We start from the raw sequence: 25,471 nt of genomic DNA, 5'->3' as shown, positions 1-25,471 counted from the left end.
CGTGATATCGGCATAATTTACCCTCGGTTTCCGTATTTCTTTTTCCACAGTACAACCAGCGATCCTGCCAGCCCAAACACCAGTAAAACGACAGGAAGCAGCATCAGGCAAGACATGAGCTGATCTTCATACTTGAGGAAAACAGGCGTTTTGCCCAACAGGTAGCCCAGCGTTGTCAGGATCAGTACCCACAACAGCCCGCTCATCCAGTTGAAGAACTGAAAGCGCGCATTATTCAGACCTGACAGTCCTGCGATAGTTGGCAGTAACGTTCTGACAAAAGCAATGAATCGCCCCACCAGTAGCGCAGACAGGCCATGCTTGTGGAAAAGATGATGAGCACGTTGATGGTAATGCGCGGGGAGATGAGAAAGCCAATTCTGCACGACGCGAGTATTACCCAACCATCGACCTTGTATATAGCTCACCCAGCAGCCGAGGCTGGCCGCGGTGGTGAGGAGCAGAACCGTTTGCGGAAAACCCATTGCTCCTTTAGCAATAAGCACCCCGACCAGAACCAGCAAACTGTCGCCAGGTAAAAAGGCTGCAGGGAGCAGTCCATTTTCCAGAAACAAAATTGTAAACAGGACAAAATACAGCATGCCAATCATGGAAGGATTGGCCAGAGTTTCAAAATCCTGAGCCCACAAGGCATTCAGTAATTGAGTCAGTAGTTCCATTCAGTATTCCTGGAGAATCGGTTGTCGTCACGCCGGTTGTCTGGAGTTTGTCATGCCGCAATTTTATTAATATTTTTTACATGGGTCGCGGTCTGGCACAAATTCACGGCCTGAACTGTTCCCTGTTAAGTTGTGAAGTAAGCAAGCACTAACACACAAAAATTCAAAAGGCTTTTAATTGTAACAAAGGTCAACGTAGTCCGTTATAGAAATTACGGCCGCTGAACTGTGATTTTGCTTATCGCAAAGGAGGGTGGCGAGAGGATTTACACAGGCTGACACTTTATACTTAATGCTTACCGAGTGTCGGAAACAGGCTATACCCATTGTCCTTCAAGCTGCATTATTGTTGGCTGCGCCTGCTCACGACTCACCTGCCGCCTCAATGCAACTCGAAATCCATTGGGTATCAGAATGTTTATTTTGCCCCGTTCGCGGCAGTATCCAGATGAACGACCGGATTTTCCGTAAAAAGGTAACGGTCAGCATTGAATTCAAAATCATCGCTGGTTTCGTTAAACAGCATCAGTTTCGTGTTCTCAAGGTGCTGCCACATTGCCAGTTTAGCGGCATGGGGATCTTTACGAATTAACGCCCGCAGGATTTGGTCATGGTCATCACACCAGTTATCGACTGTGCGGAGATCGATGTGATCGTGTAATTTCTTCCAGTACGGGTTGTATACGCGTTGGGTCCACATTTTTTCAACGATGGCCGCCAGCGCCGTGTTTTGCGTTGCGAGGGCAACCTGCACATGGAACTGGAGATCCCACTCAGAGTCGCGGAAGCTTTTTTCGTTACGCGATTTCTCCTGGATTTCCATCAGTTTCATGATGTCCTGTTTGGTCACCTGGGTGGCGGCAAACTCGGCAATATTGCTCTCAATTAACTGGCGAGCCTGGAGAAGCTCAAACGGACCGTAGCTGGCAAACTCGAGATTTTCATCCGGTGCGACATAATGTTTAGGTTGGTTAGAGATGACGTGGATCCCAGACCCTTTGCGCACCTCAACGTAGCCTTCAACCTCCAGCATAATAATCGCTTCACGAACCACGGTACGGCTGACATTTTTTTCATCGGCGATAAAGCGTTCGGCGGGTAGCTTATCGCCCACCAGGTAAACGCCTTGCTCAATGCGTTCTTTAAGATCAGCAGCAAGTTGTTGATACAAACGTCGTGGTTCGGTGATTTCCATATGCACTCCAGGCATGATACGGCAGACTATATTTGTTATACCACTTTTGCGAGTATGGCTCCACTCGTGGCGACAAAAAAGCCGCCAGTGAACTGGCGGCTTTAGCATTTTATAACCTTTGTGAATCAGGGCAAATTAGCTTTGTGTCGCAGGTTTATTGGTCTGCGGGCCCGAGTCAATCTCGCTGGCCGGTTTGTTTTGCAGCACCGTCCAGATAACCAACGCACCGAGCAGGTCAAATACCGCCAGTACGGCAAACAGCGGGCTAAAGCCAATGGTGTCAGCGAGGGCGCCGACCACCAGGGCAAACAGCGTACTTGCAAGCCATGCGGACATACCGGTCAAGCCGTTTGCGGTTGCCACTTCATTACGACCGAACACATCAGAAGAGAGCGTAATCAGCGCGCCAGACAGTGCCTGGTGAGCAAAACCACCGACGCACAGCAGAGCGATAGCAATGTACGGGCTGGTGAACAGACCAATCATGCCAGGGCCAATCATCAGGAATGCACCCAGCGTCACGACCATTTTACGGGAAACGATCAGGTTGACGCCGAACCAGCGCTGGAACAGCGGTGGTAAATAACCGCCGACGATACAACCCAGGTCAGCGAACAGCATTGGCATCCAGGCGAACATCGCAATCTCTTTCAGGTTAAAGCCGTAAACTTTAAACATGAACAGCGGGATCCAGGCGTTAAACGTACCCCAGGCCGGTTCTGCCAGGAAACGTGGCAGTGCAATACCCCAGAACTGGCGGTTGCGCAGGATCTGACCGAGCGACATTTTCTTCGCAGTACTGTTTTTGTGCTGGGATTCCTGACCGTTGAGGATGTAATCACGCTCTTCGTCAGACAGTTTTTTCTGGTCGCGAGGATGTTTGTAGAAAACAAGCCAGGACATCGCCCAGATGAAACTCAGTACACCGGAGATAATGAACGCCATCTGCCAGCTGTGCATCACGATTGCCCAGACAACCAGCGGTGGAGCGATCATCGCACCAATAGAAGAACCGACGTTAAAGTAGCCAACTGCAATTGAACGCTCTTTGGCCGGGAACCATTCTGAACTGGCTTTCAGACCCGCAGGGATCATCGCGGCTTCAGCGGCACCGACAGCACCACGAGCCAGCGCCAGGCCACCCCAGCTTCCTGCCAGCGCCGTTGCACCACAGAAGACGGCCCACAGAACGGCGAACATCGCGTAGCCAATTTTTGTTCCCAGGACATCCAGAACATAGCCAGCAACGGGTTGCATTACGGTGTAAGCAGCAGAGTAGGCTGCGATGATATAGGAATACTGTTGAGTGGAGATGTGTAACTCTTCCATCAGCGTTGGCGCAGCTGCCGCCACAGTGTTACGTGTCAGGTAACCCAGCACGGTGCCAAGTGTCACCAGTGCGATCATGTACCAACGTAACCCTTTAATTTTACGCATGTAAAACCTCGTCGTTTTGTTATTTCCGCAAGGATCGCGGTCATCTTCCTGTGCAGAGCGAAGGATGTTCTTTTACGAAGGGCGTAACCGAAAAAAAGCCGGTACTCCCCGAACTTTGCCATGTCAATAATCTTGCTAATTCGGTTTCCGTACCGGTCAATCCGATGGTGAACCATCGGTAATTTGCATTCCGTCGGCTTATGTATTGCGACGGCAAAAAGATAACTTGTCATACAGCTTTAAAAGGTGAGTGCCATCACAAAAGTGTGAATCTTCGTGTGGTCATTATTTCGATTCAGCAAAGCCAGTACTGGCGCGGCCTGACGCACGATTTACCTCTTTGAGAGTAATTTTTTTGTCACCATTTGTTGATCTAACTCACGAAAATATCTTCGGTATGTAGAAATTGGTGTGATAACTTTGTCAGCATCAAAACATAAGCAATCTGACGCACTCGTTGAGAGGAAGACGATAATGACCCCGTTTATGACTGAAGATTTCCTGCTAGATACCGAATTTGCCCGCCGTCTGTACCATGATTACGCGAAAGACCAGCCGATCTTTGATTACCACTGCCATTTGCCGCCGCAGCAAATCGCGGAAAACTACCGTTTTAACAACCTGTATGACATCTGGTTGAAGGGTGACCACTACAAATGGCGCGCGATGCGTACCAACGGTGTGGCTGAGCGCTTGTGTACCGGCGATGCGTCTGACCGTGAGAAGTTTGATGCCTGGGCTGCGACGGTTCCGCACACTATCGGTAACCCGCTTTACCACTGGACGCACCTTGAGCTGCGTCGCCCGTTTGGTATTACAGGTAAGCTGTTGTCTCCGTCTACCGCGGACGAAATCTGGAACGAATGCAACGAACTGCTGGCGCAGGACAAGTTCTCCGCGCGCGGCATCATGCAGCAGATGAATGTGAAGATGGTCGGTACCACTGACGATCCGATTGACTCTCTGGAGCATCACGCAACGGTCGCCAAAGACAGCACCTTCGACATCAAAGTGCTGCCGAGCTGGCGTCCGGATAAAGCCTTCAACATTGAACAGGCAACATTCTGCGATTACATGGCGAAGCTGGGCGAAGTGTCTGACACTGATATCCGCCGCTTCTCCGACCTGCAAGCCGCACTGACGAAGCGTCTGGATCACTTCGCCGCGCACGGCTGTAAAGTGTCTGACCACGCGCTGGACGTGGTGCTGTTTGCTGAATCTAACGAATCCGAACTGGATAGCATCCTGGCGCGCCGTCTGGCCGGTGAGACCCTGAGCGAACATGAAGTGGCGCAGTTCAAAACGGCGGTACTGGTATTCCTCGGCGCAGAATATGCACGTCGCGAATGGGTACAGCAGTACCACATTGGCGCGCTGCGCAATAACAACCTGCGTCAGTTCAAACTGCTGGGTGCGGACGTCGGTTTCGACTCCATTAACGACCGTCCGATGGCGGAAGAGCTCTCCAAACTGCTGAGCAAACAGAACGAACAGAATCTGCTGCCGAAAACCATCCTGTACTGTCTGAACCCGCGCGATAACGAAGTGCTGGGCACCATGATTGGTAACTTCCAGGGTGAAGGGATGCCGGGCAAAATGCAGTTTGGCTCTGGCTGGTGGTTTAACGATCAGAAAGACGGTATGGAACGTCAGATGACGCAGCTGGCGCAACTGGGTCTGCTGAGCCGTTTTGTCGGTATGCTGACTGACAGCCGTAGCTTCCTGTCATACACGCGCCATGAGTACTTCCGCCGCATCCTGTGTCAGATGATCGGTCGTTGGGTGGCTGCGGGTGAAGCACCGGCAGACATTCAACTGCTTGGCGAAATGGTCAGAAATATCTGCTTCAACAATGCGCGCGACTACTTCGCCATTGAACTGAACTAAGGTCCGGGGTTGATATGCAATACATCAAGATCCATTCGCTGGATAACGTTGCGGTCGCGCTGGCGGACCTGACGCAAGGCACACAGGTCAGTGTCGATAACCACACCGTCACGCTTTTGCAGGACGTTGCACGTGGGCATAAATTTGCGCTGAGCGATATTGCGCAGGGTGAAAACGTCATTAAATACGGCCAACCTATCGGCCATGCTCTGGCGGATATCGCGGCGGGTGAGCACATTCATGCTCACAACACGCGTACCAACCTGAGCGATCTGGATGAATATAGCTATCAACCCGACTTTCAGGCGCCCGAAGCGCAACCGGCGGATCGCGATGTGCAGATCTACCGTCGTGCCAATGGCGAGGTTGGGGTGCGTAATGAGCTGTGGATACTGCCGACCGTTGGCTGTGTCAACGCGATGGCGCGTCAGATGCAGACCCGATTCCTGAAAGAGACCCACGATGCTGAAGGTATCGACGGCGTTCATCTTTTCAGCCACACCTACGGCTGTTCGCAGTTGGGTGATGACCACATCAATACCCGCACCATGCTGCAAAATATGGTGCGCCACCCGAATGCGGGTGCGGTGCTGGTGGTTGGCCTCGGCTGTGAAAACAACCAGGTTGATGCTTTTCGCGAAACGTTAGGTGAATTCGATCCTGACCGTGTTCACTTCATGGTCTGCCAACACCAGGAAGACGAAGTGGAAGCCGGGGTCGAACATCTCCATCAACTGTACAACGTGATGCGAAATGATAAGCGTGAGCCGGGCAAATTGGGCGAGCTGAAGTTTGGTCTGGAATGCGGTGGATCGGATGGTCTGTCCGGCATTACCGCCAACCCGATGCTGGGTCGTTTCTCCGACTACGTGATCGCGAACGGCGGCACCACCGTATTGACTGAAGTGCCGGAAATGTTCGGTGCAGAGCAGCTTCTGATGGATCACTGCCGTGACGAAGAGACTTTCGGCAAGCTGGTGACCATGGTCAACGACTTCAAACAGTACTTCATTGCTCATGACCAACCGATTTATGAGAACCCGTCACCGGGCAACAAAGCGGGTGGTATCACCACGCTGGAAGATAAATCGCTGGGCTGCACACAGAAAGCGGGTTCCAGTCAGGTTGTGGATGTACTGCGTTATGGCGAACGCCTGAAAACGCACGGTCTGAATCTGTTAAGCGCACCGGGTAATGATGCCGTTGCGACCAGTGCGCTGGCGGGTGCAGGTTGTCATATGGTGTTGTTCAGTACCGGTCGCGGAACGCCTTACGGTGGCTTCGTGCCGACGGTGAAAATCGCCACCAACAGCGAGCTGGCGGCGAAGAAAAAGCACTGGATTGATTTTGACGCCGGGCAGTTGATTCACGGTAAAGCGATGCCGCAGTTGCTAAACGAGTTTGTCGATACGATTGTGGAGTTTGCCAACGGTAAGCCGACGTGCAATGAACGTAACGATTTCCGTGAACTGGCTATCTTCAAGAGTGGCGTAACGCTGTAATTACCCTTCATCTTCCGAACCACGTTCGAGTGGATTTAAAAAAACGGCGTTTCATAATATGGAGCGCCGTTTGCTTTTGTGAATTCTGACAAGGATCTTCCATGACCGCGTATTGGCTGGCCCAGGGCGTAGGTGTCATCGCCTTTCTGATCGGTATTACCACGTTCTTCAACCGCGACGAGCGCCGGTTCAGGCTGCAACTTGCTGTCTATAGCGCCACCATTGGCGTGCATTTCTTTCTGATGGGCGCCTGGCCTGCGGGGATGAGCGCAGAGCTCAATACGATACGCACCCTGGTTTCGATGCATACCCGCAAGCTGTGGGTCATGGCTGTTTTCATTCTTCTCACCCTGGTGCTCGGGCTGGCAAAATTGCAGCATGCCATGGAGTTATTGCCGATTATCGGTACGCTGGCCAGTACCTGGGCGCTGTTTCGCTGTAAGGGATTGACCGTTCGCTGCGTGATGTGGTGTGCGACCGCCTGCTGGGTTGCCCACAATTTCTGGTTGGGCTCGATTGGCGGCACGATGATCGAAGGAAGTTTTCTGGTCATGAATGGCCTGAACATTCTCCGCTTCAGACGCATGCAGAAACGCGGAATTGATCCTTTCAAAATTGAAAAAAGCGTACAGGAAGAGAACCCCTCCGTACGATAACGGAGGGGAAGTGCGGTTATCCGCGCAGGGCGTTATTTGCCAGACGCTCATCTTCAGCCTGACAGGCTGCAGCGGTGAATAAGACGTCGGTAGAGGAGTTCAGCGCGGTTTCACAGGAGTCCTGCAACACGCCGATAATAAAGCCGACGGCAACCACCTGCATGGCGATATCGTTCGGGATACCAAACATATTACATGCCAGCGGGATCAGCAGCAGCGAGCCTCCTGCCACGCCCGATGCGCCACAGGCACACAGAGAAGCCACCACGCTCAGCAATAAGGCCGTTGGTAAATCGACCGGAATACCCAGTGTATTCACCGCCGCCAGCGTCAGCACGGTAATGGTGATCGCCGCGCCCGCCATATTGATGGTTGCGCCCAGCGGGATAGACACAGAATAGGTATCCCGATCCAGATTCAGCTTCTCGCACAGCGCCATATTCACCGGAATGTTGGCTGCGGAGCTGCGGGTAAAGAAAGCGTACACTCCGCTTTCACGCAGACATGCCAGCACCAGCGGGTAGGGGTTACGGCGAATTTTCCAGAATACCAGCAGCGGGTTAACCACAAACGCCACCAACAGCATACAACCAACCAGCACGGCCAGCAGTTGCGCATAGCCCCAAAGGGTAGCAAAACCGGTTGTTGCCAGCGTGGAAGAGACCAGGCCAAAAATACCGATAGGGGCAAAACGAATCACCAGCTTAACCATAAAGGTGACCGCGTTGGACATATCGTTGACGAGGTTTTTAGTGGTGTCGTTGCCATGGCGCAACGCAAAGCCCAGGCCGACAGCCCAGACCAGAATACCGATATAGTTAGCGTTCAGCAGAGCATCAATCGGGTTAGACACCATGCTCATTAACAGGCTGCGCATCACTTCAACGATGCCGGATGGCGGCACAATATCGTTTGCACTACTGGAAAGATGCAGGGTAGACGGGAAGGCGAAGCTGAACACGACGGCCGCTAACGCCGCTGAAAATGTCCCGAGCAGATAGAGGAACAGAATCGGACGGATATTGGTTTTTTGGCCATGCTGGTGGTTAGCGATAGACGCCATGACCAGCATCAGGACCAGGATTGGAGCGACCGCTTTTAATGCGCCGACGAACAAAGTACCTAACAAACCCGCCGCTTCTGCTGCGGGTTTTGATATCAGAGCCAGAAGGATCCCCAGTATCAAACCCACCAGAATTTGTTTTACCAGGCTTCCTTGAACCAGGCGCGAGATCAGCCCCGACGAACGTTGCGTAGTCATTTCATCATTCCTTTCATTGTGTTGTTGCCTGGCCTTTGTGCGTTCTATAGACGCATCTTTCAGAACCCAGGCTGATGTTTGCATGGCTGAGTATAGGGAAAGAAAGTCGTTCGGGAAGATAAATCTCCTGGATTTCGCGGTGAGATCATATTTTATAACTTTAAATTAACATAATTTTGACATGATAAATAAAAAGCCCGACGCGCGCATCGGGCCGTCGGGCTTTAAAGGCTAAAGCTTGAAACTTATTGTATTTGCTGCTTTTTGTCGTGCTGGTGGTTGACCCACGCATTCACAATCAGCGTGACGAACAGAATACCGAACACAACGCCTAACGAGATGGCGATCGGGATATGGTAGAAATCGACGATCAGCATTTTGATACCGATAAAGACCAGAATGACGGACAACCCGTACTTCAGCATGGAGAAACGCTCTGCCACGCCAGCCAGCAGGAAGTACATCGCACGCAGACCAAGAATCGCGAACAGGTTAGAGGTCAGCACGATGAACGGGTCCGTCGTCACCGCAAAGATAGCCGGAATGCTGTCCACGGCAAAAATCACATCGCTCAGCTCAACCAGAATCAGTACCAGCATCAGAGGCGTCACAAACAGCAGGCCGTTTTTACGGACAAAGAAATGCTCGTTCTCGATGGTATCGGTCATACGCAAATGACCGCGCAACCAACGAACTAACGGTCTGTCGCCAATGCCGGATGCATCTTCTTTTGCCAGCGCCATCTTCACGCCGGTAAACAGCAGGAACGCGCCGAACACATACAGTAGCCATTCAAACTGGGCGATTAACCAGCTGCCAGCGAAGATCATAATCGTACGCAGGACAATCGCGCCCAGTACGCCATAGACCAGCACCCGACGCTGCAGCGCAGGGGGAACAGAGAAGTAGCTGAACAACATCAACCAGACAAAGACGTTATCAACCGCCAGCGATTTCTCGATTAAGTAGCCGGTCAGGAACGCCAGCGCCTGTGGATCGGCGACAGCACGACCCTGTGTTTCAGCCAGATACCACCAAAATGCGGCGTTAAACAGTAATGACAGTGTTACCCAGACGATTGACCAGGCTGCGGCCTGCTTCATCGACATCGTATGCGCGCCACGACGCCCCTGCAGCAGCAGGTCGATGGCCAGCATAATCACCACCACAACAGCGAACCCACCCCATAACAACGGTGTGCCGACAGTATTCATTCTTTTTCCCCATACATAAAAAAAACGGCCAACGCCGAATGACGTTAGCCGCTGCTTTTTATGCATAGACCTTGCCATTCGGCAAGGTCTCACTTACAACAACAAAGGAATACGATAGCGTATTCCTTTGTTATCGCCCGGCGACCGGATGTGGTTTTTCACACATCGTAATGACGATCAACCGACAACGAAGTTACTCCCCTTTGCGGGTTACAAAGTATTACAGGCCACGTTTTCAGTCAATGGCCTGTAACATCTGTTTTACATAGTTTTACGCAGTCAGCGAGGTATCCGCATGATCAGCCGGGAAGATGACGCCGGTCTGACGGCGGATCTCCGTTTGCAGTTTTGCGGTAATACGACTGACAGCCAGTGCCGGGTGATCCACGTCGTTGGTTTCAATCAGATGAGCAAATGCCTCTGCCTCATAGAGCATAGTATTGATGTGCTGCGGCGTCGTAATATCCTGCGTTTTGCCTCCACGAGGAACAAAGCACACTTTCTGGCATTCGGAGATTTTCTCAATCACCAGAGAGCCAGACTCCCCCTGAATTTCACTGGCCAGCACGGAGTCGCTGACTTTGGAATGCTGCAGAGTGACGCTGAAATCACCGTAGTTCATGACCACCACGCCGTGGGCATCCACGCCGCTGTCCAGCAAGCTGGCGCTGGCCTGAACGCTGTGCGGTTCACCCCAAAGCGCAACGGCTGAGGCCAGGCAATAAAAACCGATATCCATAATCGAGCCATTAGAAAACGCAGGATTAAACGTATTCGGGTTTTCGCCGTCCAGATAGCGCTGGTAGCGTGAAGAGTATTGGCAGTAATTGATAAACGCCTTTCTGATTTTCCCTACTTTGGGCAGAGACTGCTGCAACAGCAGGAAATTGGGCAGACTGGCGGTCTTAAACGCTTCAAACAGTACGACCTGATTTTCGCGCGCACAGGCGATGGCGGCATCGACTTGCGCCAGATTTGATGCCAGCGGTTTTTCGCAAATGACATGCTTTTTGTGCGTCAAAAAAAGCTCTGTCTGCGGGAAATGCAGGGCGTTTGGGCTGGCGATATAGACGGCATCAATCGCGTCGCTTTTCGCCATCGCGTCCAGCGAAGTAAACAGATGTTCGACGAGATAATCGTTGGCGAAGGTCTGTGCCTGTTCAAGGCTACGGGAATAAACAGCGGTTAACTTGTATTTGCCGGTTTCATGGGCGGCATCGACAAACTGGCGGGTGATCCAGTTTGTGCCAATTACTGCGAAACGTATCATAAATGCCTTCAGGCTGCGAAAAGGGATCCTTTCGTCAATTTAGCATGCCTTGATGACAAAGCCAGTGCGCTACTGCGCAGTTTGCTTTAGCGATTGTTGCGTTAACCACAGACGGGTATCGAACTCCAGTTGGTGATACTGAGGTTCCATATAACAGCACAACTGGTAAAACGCCTTGTCGTGCTCTTTTTCTTTCAGGTGTGCCAGTTCATGAACGACGATCATGCGTAAAAAGGGTTCAGGAGCATTGCGAAACACGGTCGCAACGCGGATCTCTGCTTTTGCCTTCAGTTTTCCACCCTGCACGCGAGATACGGCGGTATGCAGCCCCAGCGCATTCTTCAGCACGTGGATCTTGCTGTCATACATGACTTTATTGAGCGGTGGCGCATTACGCAGAAACTGGTTTTTCAGATCCTGCGTGTATTGCCAGAGCGCTTTGTCGGTCGCGAAATCATGCGTTCCCGGATAACGCTTCTCCAGTACCGCCCCCAGACGCTGCTCGGCGATTAATGTGCGGACCTGAGAAAGCAAATTCTCCGGGTAGCCTTGCAGATAGGTCAGCTGACTCATTTGTGCCCCATATAAAGTATAAAAAGTGTATACTCACGCACCCTTTTCAGGGATAACACCGAAATTTTACCATTCAGGAGGGCCGATGAGCCACATAGACAACGGTTTCCGTTCGCTGTCACTAAAACGTTTCCCGGAAACGGATGACGTTAACCCACTGCTGGCGTGGGAAGCGGCCGATGAATATCTGCTGCAACAGCTGGATGATACCGAGATTAGCGGCCCGGTGCTGATCCTGAATGATACCTTCGGCGCGCTGGGCTGTGCGCTGGCGGAACATACGCCATACAGCATCGGCGACTCTTATTTAAGCGAGCTGGCGACGCGTGAGAACCTGCGTCACAACGATATAGCGGAATCCAGCGTCAAGTTTCTCGACAGCACGGCGGCGTACCCGCAAGCGCCGGGCGTTGTGCTGATTAAGATCCCCAAAACCATGGCGCTGCTGGAACAGCAGCTGCGAGCCCTGCGCGAGGTTGTCACGCCGCAGACGCGTATTATCGCGGGCGCGAAAGCGCGTGATATTCACACTTCGACTCTTGAGCTGTTTGAAAAAGTACTGGGTCCAACCACCACCACGCTGGCATGGAAAAAAGCCCGCCTGATCAACTGTACGTTCAGCCATCCTGAACTGGCCGATGCGTCACAAACCCTGAGCTGGAAGCTGGAAGGGACAGACTGGACCATCCACAACCATGCGAATGTGTTTTCACGTACCGGGCTGGACATTGGCGCGCGTTTCTTTATTGAACACCTGCCGGAAAATCTGGAAGGGGAGATCGTCGATCTCGGTTGCGGTAACGGAGTCATCGGTCTGACGTTGCTGGAGAAAAACCCGCAAGCGAGCGTCGTGTTTGTCGATGAGTCGCCAATGGCGGTGGCATCCAGCCGCCTGAACGTTGAAACCAACATGCCAGAAGCGCTGGATCGTTGTGAATTTATGATCAACAACGCGTTGTCTGGCGTTGAGCCGTTCCGCTTTAACGCGGTGCTGTGTAACCCTCCGTTTCATCAGAAGCATGCGTTGACCGATAACATCGCCTGGGAGATGTTCCATCATGCCCGTCGCTGCCTGAAAATTAACGGCGAGCTGTATATCGTTGCCAACCGTCATCTGGATTACTTCCACAAGCTGAAGAAGATTTTCGGTAACTGCGTCACCATCGCCACGAACAACAAATTTGTGGTGCTGAAAGCCGTGAAAACCGGTCGCCGTCGCTAAACCCTGATGCCGGATGGCGGCGTAAATGTCGCTGTCCGGCTCGGATTTGGAATCCTGTTCGCAAACCATAAACTCTCTCCCTTAGCCCCCTCCACCTCTGGTGATCTCCGGCGTATTGTTACGCTGATTCCTACAAGGTCATGAAGTTGCCAAATTGGCAACTCGTGTTATGATATTGCCAATTTGTCAACGGACGTGATAAAGAATGCACCTGATATCAATGACCGCAATTGACGAGGGATGTGAAAGATTTCCTCAATTTGCAAAAGAAATTAAGCTGCTAGGAAAGACTATTGCGAAAGCACACTGTCCGACGCCGGAAGCACTGAAAGTGTTTTATCCCTCACTGGATAACTTCAAATATCTTGATAAGCATTACGTATTAAACATCGCTAACAACAATATCAGAGTGATTGCGCTGATATTTTTTGAAAGTCAGAAGTTTTACATCAGGCACATCTTTAACCACGCCGAGTACGACAGGTTCACAGAGAGACACAGAACGAAGGGGAAAAAATCATGATTCTGATGACAGAAAAAGCCCTGAAAGCGACACAAACGCTGGTCGCAGAAATTCCTCTTCTGGGAGATAACCCCACCGAAGCCGATCATCGTGACGCTCTGGAACTGGTGGCCGAACTGCTGATGAGCGACCCAACAAATCCGCTAGTTGACCTGCTGTGCGTTCGCATCCGCGCATATGAAGATAATCATCCGGCATTACGTGCATTACGTGAAGAGATTGAGGCTATTCCGGCGGGTATCGCGGTTTTGCGCACTCTTATGGACCAGTATAATCTGACGCTTTCCGATTTTGCTGACGAAATTGGCAGTAAGTCGATGGTTTCACGTGTACTGAACGGACAAAGAAAATTAACGCTGGAGCATGCCAAAAAGCTGGCTGCACGATTTGGCATATCCCCGGCGTTATTTATCGATTAGCCTGCGCGAGTGTTAAATCTCCAGCGCCAACCAGGTGCCCTGAGCGATTGCGCGTCGGGCATCCAGTTCCATCGCCACATCGCACCCACCAATCAGATGCACGGTTTTACCTGCCGCATGTAGCGGCTCGACCAGCTCGCGTTTTGGCTCCTGACCGGCGCAGATAATCACATGATCCACGTCGAAGATCAGCGGTTCGCCGTTGATCAAAACATGCAGTCCTTCATCGTCGATCTTCTGGTAGCTCACCGCGGGGATCATTTTTACGCCGCGCGAGAGTAGGGTGGCGCGATGGATCCAGCCGGTTGTTTTCCCTAAACCTTGCCCCGGTTTGCTGGCCTTACGCTGCAACATAACGATCTGTCGCGGGCTACGGGACAAGTGCGGACCTTCCGGGCGTAAACCTCCCGCCTGCTGTAGGCTGGTATCGATGCCCCATTCCACGCAGAATTCGGCAATGTTTTGGCTGGTGGGAGAACCGGGTTGGCTCAGATACATGGCGGTATCAAAACCGATCCCGCCGCAGCCAATAATGGCGACACGTTTACCCACAGGCGTTTTCTCGCGCAGGACGTCGAGATAGGTCAGAACTTTCGGGTGATCAATCCCGTCGATCGGCGGCCTGCGGGGTTCGATCCCGCTGGCGAGGATCACTTCATCAAAGGCCTGAAGATCATGTGCCGTCACCAAATGGTTCAGCTTCAGCGTTACGCCAGTCACGTCGATCATGCGGCGGTAGTAACGTAGCGTTTCATAGAACTCTTCTTTACCGGGGATCTGTTTGGCGATATTAAACTGCCCGCCAATCTCGCCATGCGCATCAAACAGCGTCACGTGATGCCCGCGGGCGGCCGCGTTAATGGCAAAAGCAAGTCCCGCGGGACCGGCACCGACGACAGCCAGGTTTTTCAACTGTGTTGCCGGAACGATCGGCATTTTGGTTTCATGACAGGCGCGTGGGTTCACCAGGCAGGATGTCACTTTGCCGACGAATATCTGATCCAGACAAGCCTGGTTGCAGCCGATGCAGGTATTGATCTCATCCGCCCGTCCCGTTTGCGCTTTTGACAGAAGCTCAGCATCGGCGAGGAATGGACGGGCCATAGACACCATATCAGCATCGCCGCGCGCCAGAATGTCATCGGCCACGGCAGGATCGTTGATACGGTTGGTGGTAACCAGCGGGATCGTTACATGGCCTCTCAGTTTGCGTGTTACCCAGCTAAAAGCCCCGCGTGGAACCGACGTGGCGATGGTGGGAATACGCGCTTCGTGCCAGCCGATTCCGGTATTAATGAGAGTGGCGCCGGCGGCTTCTATCGCTTGCGCCAACTGGACGGTTTCATCAAAGGTTCCTCCGTCTTCCACCAGGTCGAGCATCGATAACCGGAAGATAATTATAAAATCATTGCCGGCGCGCTGACGTACCGCCCGTACCACTTCTATCGCAAAGCGCATGCGGTTGGCATAATCGCCGCCCCATTCATCAGTGCGCTGGTTGGTACGCAGCGTCAGGAATTCGTTGATCAAATACCCTTCTGAACCCATGACTTCGACACCATCGTAGCCCGCTTCACGCGCCAGTTGTGCGCAATGGGCGAAATCTTCAATCAGTTGCAGGATTTCATCGTGACTCAGTTCATGCGGCGTAAAGCGGTTGATGGGAGCCTGAATCGCTGAGGGCGCGACCAGATGTGGCTGATAGCTGTAGCGTCCGGTATGCAGAATTTGCAGCGCAATTTTGCCGCCTTCGTCGTGAACCGCATCGGTGATGACGCGATGGTGCGGCAGTTGGCTGATGTCGTTAAGCATCGCGCCACCTTCCATCCCCACACCCGATAACGCAGGGGCAATCCCTCCGCTCACAATGAGGGCGACACCATGACGGGCGCGCTCAGCGTAGAACGCCGCCAGCCGTTCTGCACCATCGGGATACTCTTCCAGCCCGGTATGCATTGAACCCATCAGCACGCGGTTTTTAAGCGTGGTAAATCCCAAATCGAGTGGGGCGAACAGCGACGGATAGCTCATAAAGGTGTCCAGTATGTAAAATTATTGTTATGTGGTCGGATGAGTTAATAATTTAGTCGTCGGCGCGCAAAAGGGAAAAGGGGAATGCCGTGATTGTGATGGGATTCAAAAAAGAGGGCGTCTGAGGGATGATTAGCCGAATAGCAATATGGATGATGAATCTTATCCGGCCTGTAAAAGTACTACTTAGCAGGCCGGATAAGGTTATTACACTTGCTCCACGTTCACTCGCAATGCGGCCAGCGCTTTGCGCGTTGAGCGTAAGACCAGCTCGCATTGTTCGATCGTCAACGTTAATGGCGGTTCGATGCGGATAGTCTTGGCGTTGTTGAGTGTTCCGGCGACCAGCACGCGTTGGCGGAACATCTCACTGGCAAAGTTATAGCCGATTTCATTATCGACAAACTCAATCGCCATCAGCATGCCTTTACCACGTACGTCATGCACCAGGTCCGGGTATTCCCGCGCCATCTGACGGAAGCCATCCAGTAACATATCGCCTTTCTGCTCTGCCTGAGCCGGTAAATTTTGCTCCAGCAGGACATTGATGGTTGCCAGCGCCGCCGCACACGAAAGCGGGTTACCGCCAAACGTGGTGGTGTGCAGGAACGGGTTGTCGAACAGCACGGAGAATACCTCTTCGGTGGCGATGGTCGCCCCGATAGGCATCACGCCGCCGCCCAGCGCTTTTGCCAGACACAGAATGTCGGGCTGCACGTTTTCATGCTCGCAGGCGAACATCTTGCCGGTACGCCCCATGCCTGTTTGAACTTCATCCAGGATCATCAGCGCGCCGAACTCATCGCAGAGTTTACGTACCGCGGTCAAATACCCTTGCGGCGGCAGGATCACGCCCCCTTCACCCTGGATTGGCTCCAGAATAACGGCCGCCACATCGTCACCGGTTTTTTTACACTCGCTGAGCACGGTACGCATCGCGTCAATATCGCCAAAAGGCACATGACGGAAGCCCGGCAGGAGCGGCATAAAAGGTTTGCGGAAGGTCGATTTTGCCGTGGCAGAGAGCGAGCCCAGCGATTTACCGTGGAAAGCGCCACTGGTGGCAATAAAGGTAAATTTTCCGCGTGGCGATTGATACGCCTTCGCCAGCTTCAGTGCCGCTTCAACGGACTCGGTGCCGCTGTTACAGAAGAAACTGTACTTCAGTTTTCCGGGCGTCAGCGCAGCCAACGTTTTCGCCAGCATGGCCCGCAAAGGGTCCAGCAATTCCTGGCTGTGAAGCGGTTGTTTAGCGAGTTGATTCTGTACGGCGGAGACCACGACTGGATTACGGTGCCCCACGTTGAAAATTCCAAAACCTCCCAGGCAATCGACAAACTCCTGTCCCTGGGTGTCGACAAGCGTATTCAGACTCCCCGCTTGCCACTCTACGGCTCCGTAATCCCCGCCGGCAGTTACAGATTTTCGATACTCTAAGAACCCCGGATTGACATGCTCCTTGAAGTATTCAATCACCTCTCGGTTAAGTGCTTTCATTTCCTCATGATCAAGCGTTCGCTTCTCAATGAGATTCAGTGCGTGTGCGCTGCAGGCCAGGGCCGATGCGCTGGAAGGTAACCTGTTCAAAATATGCTCCCGGAGCTCGCGTATCACATGATACTGAATTAAGTATTGCAGGGATTACGCCAGCCCGGCGCGCTTTACGAAAATCGGGATAAACACCAGGATGTTATTCATTTGTGCAACATTTAATGTCAAAACTTAACATTTACTGGCATTTTTGGCAGGTTTGCACCGCAAAAACAGACAGGAAACAGCCGCAGTTGCGCCAAAAGAGAGCAAGATCTGCCCTGTCACGGTGCATGAAGTGAAGCGTTACTGAATAGTTTCTGGATGAAAGTATTTTAAATCAAGGAATTAGAAAACATACAGATTTGGAGGTTTAATCGCAAATTGCGATCTAAATCAAATTTAACAACTAAAGATAAAAAGATTATCGCCGAAATAACATATGCCGAGAGAGTTAACAACCAGATAACCTGCACAGGACGCAATCATGTCTTCTCATCCCTACGTTAGCCAGCAAAACACACCGCTGGATGATGATATCACCCTCATGTCAACGACTGACCTGCAAAGCTATATCACCCACGCGAACGACACGTTTGTCCAGGTCAGCGGGTATCAGCTGAATGAATTACTGGGCAAACCGCACAATCTGGTCCGCCACCCGGATATGCCAAAAGCCGCATTTGCAGATATGTGGTACACGCTACAGCAAGGGGAGCCGTGGAGCGGCATCGTGAAAAACCGGCGTAAAAATGGCGATCACTACTGGGTGAGAGCCAACGCCGTGCCGATGGTGCGGGAAGGGCGCGTTACCGGGTATATGTCGATTCGTACCCGGGCGACGGAGGAAGAGGTTGCGGCGGTCGAGCCTTTATATCAGGCGCTGAATGAAGGTCGTTGTAACAAGCGTGTGCATAAAGGGCTGGTGGTTCGCAAAGGTTGGTTGGGCAAACTGCCGTCACTCCCGGTTCGCTGGCGGGTACGCAGCGTGATGGCGTTGATGTTTATCGTGTTGGCCGTAACGTTGCAGCAGATGGGCGCTGCGTGGCCGATATTGTTGACGAGTGCGTTAGTGATGCTGGCGGGTACAGCGATTTTCGAATGGCAAATTGTGCGCCCCATTGAGAACGTCGCCCGCCAGGCGCTGAAAGTGGCGACCGGTGAGCGCAACAGTGTGTCGCATCTCAATCGCAGTGATGAACTGGGTCTGATGCTGCGGGCGGTGGGGCAACTGGGATTAATGTGCCGCTGGCTTATTCATGACGTTTCAAGTCAGGTCTCCAGCGTACGTAACGACAGCGAAACGCTGGCGAAAGGGAGTGATGATTTAAACAAACATACTCAGCAGACTGTAGAGAATGTGCAGGATACGGTGACGACCATGAATCAGATGGCGGCATCGGTGAAGCAAAACTCTGCGACGGCTGCGGCTGCCGACAAGCTCTCAATTGCTGCCAGCAGTGCGGCAACGCAGGGCGGTGAGGCGATGGGTACCGTCATTAAAACCATGGACGATATCGCCAACAGCACGCAGCGAATTGGCACCATCACCACCCTGATTAACGATATTGCTTTCCAGACCAATATCCTGGCGCTGAACGCCGCGGTGGAAGCCGCGCGGGCTGGTGAACAGGGGAAAGGGTTTGCCGTGGTGGCAGGGGAAGTCCGCCATCTTGCCAGCCGTAGCGCCAGTGCGGCGAATGACATTCGTAAACTGATTGATGCCAGCGCCGATAAAGTGCAGTCCGGCTCCGATCAGGTTCACGCAGCAGGGCGCACGATGGATGACATTGTGGCGCAGGTGCAAAACGTCACGCAACTGATCGCTCAAATCAGCCACTCCACGATAGAGCAGGCGGACGGGCTGACCAGTTTGACCCGTGCGGTGAATGAGTTAAGCAGCATTACGCAGAAAAATGCTGAGCTGGTGGAAGAGAGCACCCGGATTTCTGCGATGGTGAAACATCGCGCCGGGCGCCTGGAAGATGCAGTCACCGTTCTGCATTAAGCACAACGCAACAGACGGAACCGCGAGTTAACGTGTTCCGTCTGAAGAGGGAGCGGCTTAATCCAGTTGGGTGATGTCCAGCGAGGCGCGATCGATAATGCCGATGATTTTTTTGATCTGTGCATCGCTGGTGTCGCCATGATTAACCCGGAGATCCAGCACCGCTTTGAAGTTATCCAGGGCCCGTTTCATTTGCGGGTTTTTACGTAATTCGAACCCCACGCAGCGTGCCTTGATGCGTTCGTGGATGTGCTCCAGATGCTCACGGTTTTCATCCAGCCATTGCTGGCCTTGCGTCGTGATCGTTATCTGTTTACGCCCGCCTTCCTCGTCACTGACAGCAATCAGCTCCTGATCCTGCAAGAAATCCAGCGTCGGATAAATAACACCAGGACTTGGTGTGTAATTTCCCTGGGTCAGCGTTTCGATAGCTTTGATCAGTTCGTAGCCGTGGCTGGCGTCACGGGTCAAGATATCCAGAATCACCAGACGTAATTCACCGTGGCCGAAAAAGCGCTGACGGCGACCGCCGCCCCGACCATGACGATGCCCGCAGCCGTGTTCGTGGTGGTGCTCGTGGTCATGACCTTCGTGGCGATGCGCTTCTCCTTTGCAACAACCTGCGTGGTGGTGCTCGTGGTCATGACCTTCGTGGTGATGTCCTTCACCCTTGCAGCATCCTTCGTGTTGGCGATCTGCATGTTTGCAGCAACCCTCATGTTGGTTTTGCATCATTGTCTCCTGACGTTGTTTAGATATATCTAATTTATATCTAAACTTTTATGTTTTGCAAGGGTGTGATGTTTTTATGTTTTAATTGATTGATTTATATGTACTTAATTTTTATTTTGCTGATAGGGAGTTGGACGGTGGCTATATCAGAAAGTGCTTGCAATATTCGTGATTAGCAATCATTATCATTTAAAATGATAATTTAGATATATCGTATTATCCCCATTAAGGCGAAAAAATGACAAAAAACACCTCACGCTACCCCCAGCGCGTTCGTCATGAGCTGCGTTTTCGTGAACTCACCGTTTTGCGCGTTGAACGTATCAGCACGGGCTTTCAGCGTATCGTGCTCGGCGGTGATGCTCTGGAGGGCTTTAGTTCACGCGGCTTTGACGACCATTCCAAGGTCTTTTTCCCTGAACCCGGCACACAGTTTGTGCCGCCAACGGTCACCGATGAGGGCATCGTTTGGGCTGAAGGAATCCGTCCTGTCTCCCGGGATTACACACCGCTGTATGACGAAGCGCGCCATGAACTGGCGCTGGATTTCTACCTGCATGAGGGCGGCGTGGCGAGTACCTGGGCGAAGCATGCCCGTGAAGGTGACAAACTGACGATTGGCGGCCCGCGTGGTTCGCTGGTGGTGCCGGAAGATTACGCGTACCAGGTGTATGTTTGTGATGAGTCAGGTATGCCAGCATTGCGCCGCCGGCTGGAAGCGCTCAGCCGTTTAGCGGTACGTCCGAATGTAATGGCGCTGGTGAGCGTGCAGGATGCTGCCTGCCAGGATTACCTGGCCCATCTCGACGGATTTGCGATTCAGTGGTTTGTCGGTCATAACGAGCAGGCGGTGAATGATGCGCTGGCGCAACTGAACGTCCCTGCGGATGATTATTTCATCTGGATCACCGGTGAAGGAAAAGCGGTAAAAAACCTGAGCGCCCGCTTTGAAACCGAGGCGTTCGATCAGCAACGGGTACGTGCGGCAGCCTACTGGCATCACCGCAATTCCACCCGTTAATAATTTGACGGGGGCACGCCAAATACCTGGCGGAACGCATAGCTAAACGCCGCGGTGCTCGAATACCCCACGTCGAGCGCAACGGCGGTCACGCTTTTATTTTTTTTCAGCATTAACACGGATTCTAGAATACGCATTTTTTGCTTCCAGACGCTGAAGGGTAATCCTGTCTCTTTTTTGAAATGACGCGAAAAGGTGCGGGCCGACATACCGAGATGCTGCGCCCAATACTCAACGGAATGTTCTAATGCCGGGGATTCTTGTATTGTCCGGCAGATTTTGGTTAATTCGCGATCCTGCGGCCAGGGTAATACAAACGCCACTTCCGGTAATTGCAAAATAATATCGACCAGGACGCTAACCAGTTTTCCCTCTTTAGACTGGCTATCATAATGACCTGAAATTAAGTTGGTTGCGTAATGAATAAATTCTCTGGCGAAATCACTGATGGCAACCACTTTACACTCGTTAATGGGCTGTTCCAGAAAGTCCGGTTTAATATCCAGATTCTCTAAATAAACATCATCCAGCGCCCAGACCGCATGCTCCGTATTATTGGGGATCCAGATGCCATAATGCGCGGGGATTATCCAGCACTTCCCGGCGACATCAATACGCATGCTGCCCTTGCGGGCAAAATGAAACTGCATAAAAGAATGGGTGTGCTGCGGAACATGGTTGTTGGCCTCCAGCACATACGAGCGAAAGTAAACGTCCTGCGGCAGCTCAGCGACGGAGTCATCCGGGAAGGAATTCCACTGTTTCTGTGTGAGGGTTTCCATAAATAAATGCGCAATGCTCCCGATTCTGTGGCCTCTGCTCGATAGATCTTGTCCTCAAATCATAATACATACAATCTCTTTTCCATAATAATCTTGCCTAAGAATTATTAGTCCACTTTTGGTAAAGACCATGAGCACGCTTTGTTCAGATGCAGTAATCGTAAATGAAAAAAATGATAATTGGACGCGGATGGGGAAAGAGCTGCTCCAGCAGGCTGATATCCAGATTAATGGTACGCGTGCCTGGGACATTCAACTTCATCACACCGGTTTCTTTAAACGGGTACTGCAACAAGGTTCTTTAGGGCTTGGCGAAAGCTATATGGAAGGCTGGTGGGACTGCGAACGGCTCGATATTTTGTTCTGCAAAATCCTGAAAGCAAAACTCGACCAAAAGATGCCGGGTAATCTGAAAGATATTTTGCGCATTGCCAGCGCACGCCTCTTTAATTTGCAGTCGCGCAGCCGCGCCTGGATTGTCGGTAAGGAACATTACGATACAGGGAATGATCTCTTCGCCCTGATGCTTGATCCTTACATGCAATATTCCTGCGGCTACTGGAAAGAAGCGGAGACCTTAGAAGAGGCGCAGAATGCAAAATTAAAAATGATTTGCGAGAAGCTGCAGCTTAAACCGGGCATGCGCTTACTGGATATCGGTTGTGGCTGGGGAGGCCTTGCAGAATATGCGGCGCGTCATTATGGCGTGGCGGTAGAAGGGGTCACCATCTCGCAGGAACAACAAAAAATGGCGCAGCAGCGCTGCGAGGGGCTGGATGTTTCTATTCTGCTTCAGGACTATCGCGATCTCGATAAACACTATGATCGTATTGTCTCTGTCGGCATGTTTGAACACGTCGGGCCGAAAAACTACGACACCTATTTCAGCATTGCAGACCGTTGTTTAAAACCCGACGGACTTTTCCTGCTGCATACGATTGGCAGCAATAAAAAAGGGATGAGCGTCGATCCGTGGATCAATAAGTATATTTTCCCTAACGGGTGTTTGCCGGCGATCTCTCATATTGCTGAAGCCAGCGAGTCACGGTTTGTGATGGAGGACTGGCATAACTTTGGCAGTGATTATGATAAAACGTTGATGGCCTGGCACCAGCGTTTTAATCAGGCCTGGCCGGAGTTGTCTCCGCGTTATTCCGCGACGTTCAGACGGATGTTCAATTACTATTTATGTGCATGCGCCGGGGCGTTCCGCGCCAGAGATATTGAACTCTGGCAGGTGCTGTTTAGTCGAGGCGTAGAAGGCGGTCTTCGCGTTTATCGCTAATCGCGCAGAAAAAAACCGGAGCTCAATGAACTGACTCCGGTTTTTTTATTGGGACGAAAACTTAGCTCAATTCATTCTCTGCCAGCGCTTTAAACACCATCGCGACAGCATGTGCGCCGGGGTCCATATTACCGAGCAGGCTTTCGCTATTAAGGTAAGATGCGCGACCCGCGTTGGCTTTGCTCGACAGGCGGGTACGCTCTGCGCCTGCTTGCGCGGCGTCGAAGGCGGCCTGCAGGTTTTCAGGTTGCGCGAGTAGCGCGGTCAGGGCCGGTTGCAAGGCATCAATCATTGTGCGATCGCCTTCATCCGCACCCCCGTAAAACTTCATCTGAGCCAGACCCGTATTCAGTGCTTCAGCGACTCCGGCACCTTGTTCCAGTTTCTGACCGGCTGCGGTGAAGAAGATAGACATCAGTACGCCGCTGGAACCGCCCATCACCACGGTCAGACGCTCGCCAATCAGTGCGAACAACGTGGCAAGGTTAGCAAGCGGAAGCTGCTGGCGATGCAGCAGATCGGCAATTTCGCGCGCACCCGCGGCAAAGGTTGACCCGGTATCGCCATCGCCCACTTTGGCATCCAGCGCATTAAGGTGTGTCTCTAAATCGGAAAGCGTTCCGGTAACCCGCTCAATAATCCCGGCGACCTGCGCGTTGTCTGAAGGCTGGAATTCCACGCGCGCGCTGCGCTGCGATGACGGTACGGTTGTGATATCACGTGGCGGCACGGGCGTTGGCCAACTGCTGGTTTCCACTTCGGTTAACAGTGCTTTTTCGATGCTCTCCTCCAGCACGATGGCCGTCAGCGAGAAGCCTTTCATATCCAGCGCCGTAACCAGTGAGGCCGGTCCAATAAGCCAGTCGATGCGCGGATGCAACGCGCTGTTTGCCAGTTCGCGGGTCAGAATGGCCATTTCCGCAATCGACACGCCGCCGAGATTATTTATCATCACCGCCAGACGACCCGTTTCCGGTAGGGCGGCAACCAGCTTTTCTACCATCAGATTGACAACCAGCGCGCTGTTTTGCGTGGAAATCACCGACGCGCCAGGCTCACCGTGAATCCCCATCCCCAGTTCCGCCTGACCTGCATGTTGACGTGGTGCATCCTCGGTTTCCTGCGGCAGATGACAACTGGAAAGCGCGACACCCAGGCTAAAGGTGTTGTTCGCCGCGTATTGTGCTTCACGCAGGACCGTCGCGAGGTTATAGCCGCGCTCGGCAAAATAGCCCGCGACTTTATGGACCAGAATGGTTCCGGCGATACCGCGAGGATGTTTATTATCCGGCAGTGAAATGTCGTCACCGACGATCAGCATTTCGACGTTATAACCCAACCGACGTGCTTTCTCTGCGGCGAGACCGAAGTTAAGACGGTCGCCAGTGTAATTCTTCACGATTAACAGGCAGCCCGCGTCACCAGTCACGGCCTGAATGGCCGTCAGTACCGCATCCACGCTCGGGGAGGCAAACACGTCGCCGCACACGGCAGCGGTTAACATACCCTTGCCAATAAATCCGACGTGGGCAGGTTCGTGCCCTGAGCCACCGCCGGAGATCACCGCGACATTATTTTTGTTGAGATCGCGACGCACCACGATGCGAATGGCGGGATCGCTCTCCAGACGTGCCAGGTTGTTCCACGGGCTGGAGATAATCGTACCTTCGATGACGTCATTAACGAGATGGGTACGTTGGTTAAAAAAGAATTGAGACATAACAGCTCCTGGCGATTGAGTGTAAAACAAACCCCCGGATGCCCTGTCATGGCGCGGAGGCGATGGAGAGATTCTGGCGGAGTCAGCGCGGAAAAAAACTGCAGCAAAATGAGTTTCATTACGAAACGCGAATGTTCTTTTTTGTTCCGAAATGGAACGTGATTGTGCGAAAAAAGCGCGCAATGCGACCCTGCACCGCTTTTTTCTCCTGACATTAGCGGCGTTTATCGCGAATGGATGGGGATTTTTTGACGGTCTTTACCGTGACGGGAAGGTAAAAGACCTATCCGGTTTGTGTGTTCTGTACTGAAATGAGCGCAAATGAACGGATCGGGATCGCAAACCGTATTAAATTTAGGGTTAAGCGTTTCAATATGGAACGTCAGCTATTTTTATCTGTTTCATATCAGAACAAAAAGACGAAAGATTTTTTTGTGCACGCCTCGCCCTACAGTGAGTACATCGCTCCGGTACCGCTCTGCTTTAGCGCTCAGCATCAGGCTAAACAGGTAAACGCCAGGGC

General features: G+C 52.3%; 21 protein-coding genes. 9 read left to right on the top strand and 12 right to left on the bottom strand.

Going from position 1 to position 25,471, the window contains the following annotated elements:
• Positions 1-17: 17 nt before the first annotated feature.
• The 3 genes from yqjA to N7268_RS02475 form a co-directional block, all read right to left on the bottom strand.
• On the bottom strand, positions 18-680 hold the full coding sequence (gene yqjA / locus N7268_RS02485) for a DedA family general envelope maintenance protein YqjA (protein ID WP_260861693.1): 663 nt from the start codon (positions 678-680) through the stop codon (positions 18-20).
• Positions 681-1,098: 418 nt separating this feature from the next.
• A complete protein-coding gene (gene exuR, locus N7268_RS02480) occupies positions 1,099-1,875 on the bottom strand; it encodes a transcriptional regulator ExuR (RefSeq protein ID WP_198905663.1) in 777 nt (258 codons plus the stop codon).
• A gap of 135 nt (positions 1,876-2,010) precedes the next feature.
• Positions 2,011-3,312 (bottom strand): MFS transporter, encoded by a 1,302-nt coding sequence (locus N7268_RS02475; protein WP_260861692.1) that lies wholly within the window; start codon positions 3,310-3,312, stop codon positions 2,011-2,013.
• Between the two features lie 474 nt (positions 3,313-3,786).
• On the opposite strand from N7268_RS02475, the gene uxaC reads away from it, so the two are divergent.
• The 3 genes from uxaC to N7268_RS02460 all read left to right on the top strand — a co-directional run bounded on the left by uxaC (position 3,787) and on the right by N7268_RS02460 (position 7,357).
• Positions 3,787-5,199, top strand: a complete 1,413-nt coding sequence (gene uxaC, locus N7268_RS02470) for a glucuronate isomerase (RefSeq protein ID WP_260861691.1) — start codon at positions 3,787-3,789, stop codon at positions 5,197-5,199.
• Positions 5,200-5,213: 14 nt separating this feature from the next.
• Complete coding sequence (locus N7268_RS02465; protein WP_260861690.1) at positions 5,214-6,701, top strand: UxaA family hydrolase; 1,488 nt, start codon at positions 5,214-5,216, stop codon at positions 6,699-6,701.
• 101 nt (positions 6,702-6,802) lie between these two features.
• Positions 6,803-7,357, top strand: coding sequence for a YgjV family protein (locus tag N7268_RS02460; protein WP_260861689.1), 555 nt, complete (start codon positions 6,803-6,805; stop codon positions 7,355-7,357).
• A gap of 16 nt (positions 7,358-7,373) precedes the next feature.
• On the opposite strand, the gene sstT is transcribed toward N7268_RS02460, so the two are convergent.
• The 4 genes from sstT to N7268_RS02440 all read right to left on the bottom strand — a co-directional run bounded on the left by sstT (position 7,374) and on the right by N7268_RS02440 (position 11,675).
• A complete protein-coding gene (gene sstT, locus N7268_RS02455; RefSeq protein WP_260861688.1) occupies positions 7,374-8,618 on the bottom strand; it encodes a serine/threonine transporter SstT in 1,245 nt (414 codons plus the stop codon).
• Positions 8,619-8,863: 245 nt separating this feature from the next.
• Positions 8,864-9,832, bottom strand: a complete 969-nt coding sequence (locus N7268_RS02450; protein ID WP_260861687.1) for a TerC family protein — start codon at positions 9,830-9,832, stop codon at positions 8,864-8,866.
• 271 nt (positions 9,833-10,103) lie between these two features.
• Positions 10,104-11,102 carry a Gfo/Idh/MocA family protein gene (locus N7268_RS02445; RefSeq protein ID WP_198905670.1) on the bottom strand — a complete coding sequence of 333 codons (999 nt, stop codon included), beginning with the start codon at positions 11,100-11,102 and terminating at the stop codon, positions 10,104-10,106.
• A gap of 69 nt (positions 11,103-11,171) precedes the next feature.
• Positions 11,172-11,675 (bottom strand): M48 family metallopeptidase, encoded by a 504-nt coding sequence (locus tag N7268_RS02440; protein ID WP_260861686.1) that lies wholly within the window; start codon positions 11,673-11,675, stop codon positions 11,172-11,174.
• A gap of 85 nt (positions 11,676-11,760) precedes the next feature.
• On the opposite strand from N7268_RS02440, the gene rlmG reads away from it, so the two are divergent.
• The 3 genes from rlmG (at position 11,761) to N7268_RS02425 (ending at position 13,839) form a co-directional block, all read left to right on the top strand.
• On the top strand, positions 11,761-12,897 hold the full coding sequence (gene rlmG, locus N7268_RS02435; protein WP_260861685.1) for a 23S rRNA (guanine(1835)-N(2))-methyltransferase RlmG: 1,137 nt from the start codon (positions 11,761-11,763) through the stop codon (positions 12,895-12,897).
• 205 nt (positions 12,898-13,102) lie between these two features.
• The gene (locus N7268_RS02430; protein ID WP_260861684.1) at positions 13,103-13,420 is read left to right on the top strand and encodes a type II toxin-antitoxin system HigB family toxin; all 318 of its coding nucleotides are present in this window, start codon (positions 13,103-13,105) and stop codon (positions 13,418-13,420) included.
• The gene (locus N7268_RS02425) at positions 13,417-13,839 is read left to right on the top strand and encodes a type II toxin-antitoxin system HigA family antitoxin (RefSeq protein ID WP_260861683.1); all 423 of its coding nucleotides are present in this window, start codon (positions 13,417-13,419) and stop codon (positions 13,837-13,839) included. The genes N7268_RS02430 and N7268_RS02425 overlap by 4 nt, the downstream gene beginning before the upstream one ends.
• A gap of 12 nt (positions 13,840-13,851) precedes the next feature.
• Here N7268_RS02425 and N7268_RS02420 read toward each other — a convergent pair whose 3' ends face one another.
• Together N7268_RS02420 and ygjG are read right to left on the bottom strand one after the other, a co-directional pair.
• Entirely contained in the window at positions 13,852-15,870 is a 2,019-nt protein-coding gene (locus tag N7268_RS02420) for an NADPH-dependent 2,4-dienoyl-CoA reductase (protein WP_260861682.1), read from the bottom strand.
• Positions 15,871-16,077: 207 nt separating this feature from the next.
• Positions 16,078-17,457 (bottom strand): putrescine aminotransferase, encoded by a 1,380-nt coding sequence (ygjG, locus tag N7268_RS02415; RefSeq protein WP_260861681.1) that lies wholly within the window; start codon positions 17,455-17,457, stop codon positions 16,078-16,080.
• Between the two features lie 430 nt (positions 17,458-17,887).
• Between ygjG and N7268_RS02410 the strand changes: the two genes are divergently transcribed.
• A complete protein-coding gene (locus N7268_RS02410) occupies positions 17,888-19,408 on the top strand; it encodes a PAS domain-containing methyl-accepting chemotaxis protein (RefSeq protein ID WP_260861680.1) in 1,521 nt (506 codons plus the stop codon).
• 57 nt (positions 19,409-19,465) lie between these two features.
• Here the strand turns inward: N7268_RS02410 and N7268_RS02405 are convergent, their stop codons facing one another.
• Positions 19,466-20,143, bottom strand: a complete 678-nt coding sequence (locus N7268_RS02405; RefSeq protein ID WP_260861679.1) for a PadR family transcriptional regulator — start codon at positions 20,141-20,143, stop codon at positions 19,466-19,468.
• A gap of 235 nt (positions 20,144-20,378) precedes the next feature.
• Here N7268_RS02405 and N7268_RS02400 point away from each other — a divergent pair, with 235 nt between their 5' ends.
• Entirely contained in the window at positions 20,379-21,161 is a 783-nt protein-coding gene (locus N7268_RS02400) for a siderophore-interacting protein (protein WP_260861678.1), read from the top strand.
• Here N7268_RS02400 and N7268_RS02395 read toward each other — a convergent pair.
• Positions 21,158-21,943 (bottom strand): AraC family transcriptional regulator, encoded by a 786-nt coding sequence (locus tag N7268_RS02395; protein WP_260861677.1) that lies wholly within the window; start codon positions 21,941-21,943, stop codon positions 21,158-21,160. The two genes, N7268_RS02400 and N7268_RS02395, sit on opposite strands and share 4 nt — an antisense overlap.
• A gap of 130 nt (positions 21,944-22,073) precedes the next feature.
• Here N7268_RS02395 and cfa point away from each other — a divergent pair, with 130 nt between their 5' ends.
• On the top strand, positions 22,074-23,228 hold the full coding sequence (gene cfa / locus N7268_RS02390; protein ID WP_260861676.1) for a cyclopropane fatty acyl phospholipid synthase: 1,155 nt from the start codon (positions 22,074-22,076) through the stop codon (positions 23,226-23,228).
• A gap of 61 nt (positions 23,229-23,289) precedes the next feature.
• Here the strand turns inward: cfa and N7268_RS02385 are convergent, their stop codons facing one another.
• On the bottom strand, positions 23,290-24,948 hold the full coding sequence (locus tag N7268_RS02385) for a glycerone kinase (protein WP_260861675.1): 1,659 nt from the start codon (positions 24,946-24,948) through the stop codon (positions 23,290-23,292).
• Positions 24,949-25,471: the final 523 nt, after the last annotated feature.

The organism is Citrobacter sp. Marseille-Q6884 (genome assembly GCF_945906775.1).
Taxonomy (GTDB): domain Bacteria; phylum Pseudomonadota; class Gammaproteobacteria; order Enterobacterales; family Enterobacteriaceae; genus Citrobacter.
The sequence above is the reverse complement of the archived record's forward strand: the minus strand, read 5'-3'. Positions and strand labels throughout refer to the sequence as shown.

Excerpts from the sequence above, each read along its gene's own strand:
- N7268_RS02460 (WP_260861689.1), top strand. The coding sequence starts at position 6,803 with ATGACCGCGTATTGGCTGGCCCAGGGCGTAGGTGTCATCGCCTTTCTG.
- N7268_RS02465 (WP_260861690.1), top strand. The coding sequence starts at position 5,214 with ATGCAATACATCAAGATCCATTCGCTGGATAACGTTGCGGTCGCGCTG.
- N7268_RS02425 (WP_260861683.1), top strand. The coding sequence starts at position 13,417 with ATGATTCTGATGACAGAAAAAGCCCTGAAAGCGACACAAACGCTGGTC.
- N7268_RS02400 (WP_260861678.1), top strand. The coding sequence starts at position 20,379 with ATGACAAAAAACACCTCACGCTACCCCCAGCGCGTTCGTCATGAGCTG.
- N7268_RS02445 (WP_198905670.1), bottom strand. The coding sequence starts at position 11,102 with ATGATACGTTTCGCAGTAATTGGCACAAACTGGATCACCCGCCAGTTT.
- uxaC (WP_260861691.1), top strand. The coding sequence starts at position 3,787 with ATGACCCCGTTTATGACTGAAGATTTCCTGCTAGATACCGAATTTGCC.
- N7268_RS02385 (WP_260861675.1), bottom strand. The coding sequence starts at position 24,948 with ATGTCTCAATTCTTTTTTAACCAACGTACCCATCTCGTTAATGACGTC.
- exuR (WP_198905663.1), bottom strand. The coding sequence starts at position 1,875 with ATGGAAATCACCGAACCACGACGTTTGTATCAACAACTTGCTGCTGAT.
- N7268_RS02405 (WP_260861679.1), bottom strand. The coding sequence starts at position 20,143 with ATGATGCAAAACCAACATGAGGGTTGCTGCAAACATGCAGATCGCCAA.
- N7268_RS02420 (WP_260861682.1), bottom strand. The coding sequence starts at position 15,870 with ATGAGCTATCCGTCGCTGTTCGCCCCACTCGATTTGGGATTTACCACG.
- N7268_RS02450 (WP_260861687.1), bottom strand. The coding sequence starts at position 9,832 with ATGAATACTGTCGGCACACCGTTGTTATGGGGTGGGTTCGCTGTTGTG.
- N7268_RS02475 (WP_260861692.1), bottom strand. The coding sequence starts at position 3,312 with ATGCGTAAAATTAAAGGGTTACGTTGGTACATGATCGCACTGGTGACA.
- cfa (WP_260861676.1), top strand. The coding sequence starts at position 22,074 with ATGAGCACGCTTTGTTCAGATGCAGTAATCGTAAATGAAAAAAATGAT.
- sstT (WP_260861688.1), bottom strand. The coding sequence starts at position 8,618 with ATGACTACGCAACGTTCGTCGGGGCTGATCTCGCGCCTGGTTCAAGGA.
- N7268_RS02395 (WP_260861677.1), bottom strand. The coding sequence starts at position 21,943 with ATGGAAACCCTCACACAGAAACAGTGGAATTCCTTCCCGGATGACTCC.
- yqjA (WP_260861693.1), bottom strand. The coding sequence starts at position 680 with ATGGAACTACTGACTCAATTACTGAATGCCTTGTGGGCTCAGGATTTT.
- N7268_RS02440 (WP_260861686.1), bottom strand. The coding sequence starts at position 11,675 with ATGAGTCAGCTGACCTATCTGCAAGGCTACCCGGAGAATTTGCTTTCT.
- rlmG (WP_260861685.1), top strand. The coding sequence starts at position 11,761 with ATGAGCCACATAGACAACGGTTTCCGTTCGCTGTCACTAAAACGTTTC.
- N7268_RS02430 (WP_260861684.1), top strand. The coding sequence starts at position 13,103 with ATGCACCTGATATCAATGACCGCAATTGACGAGGGATGTGAAAGATTT.
- N7268_RS02410 (WP_260861680.1), top strand. The coding sequence starts at position 17,888 with ATGTCTTCTCATCCCTACGTTAGCCAGCAAAACACACCGCTGGATGAT.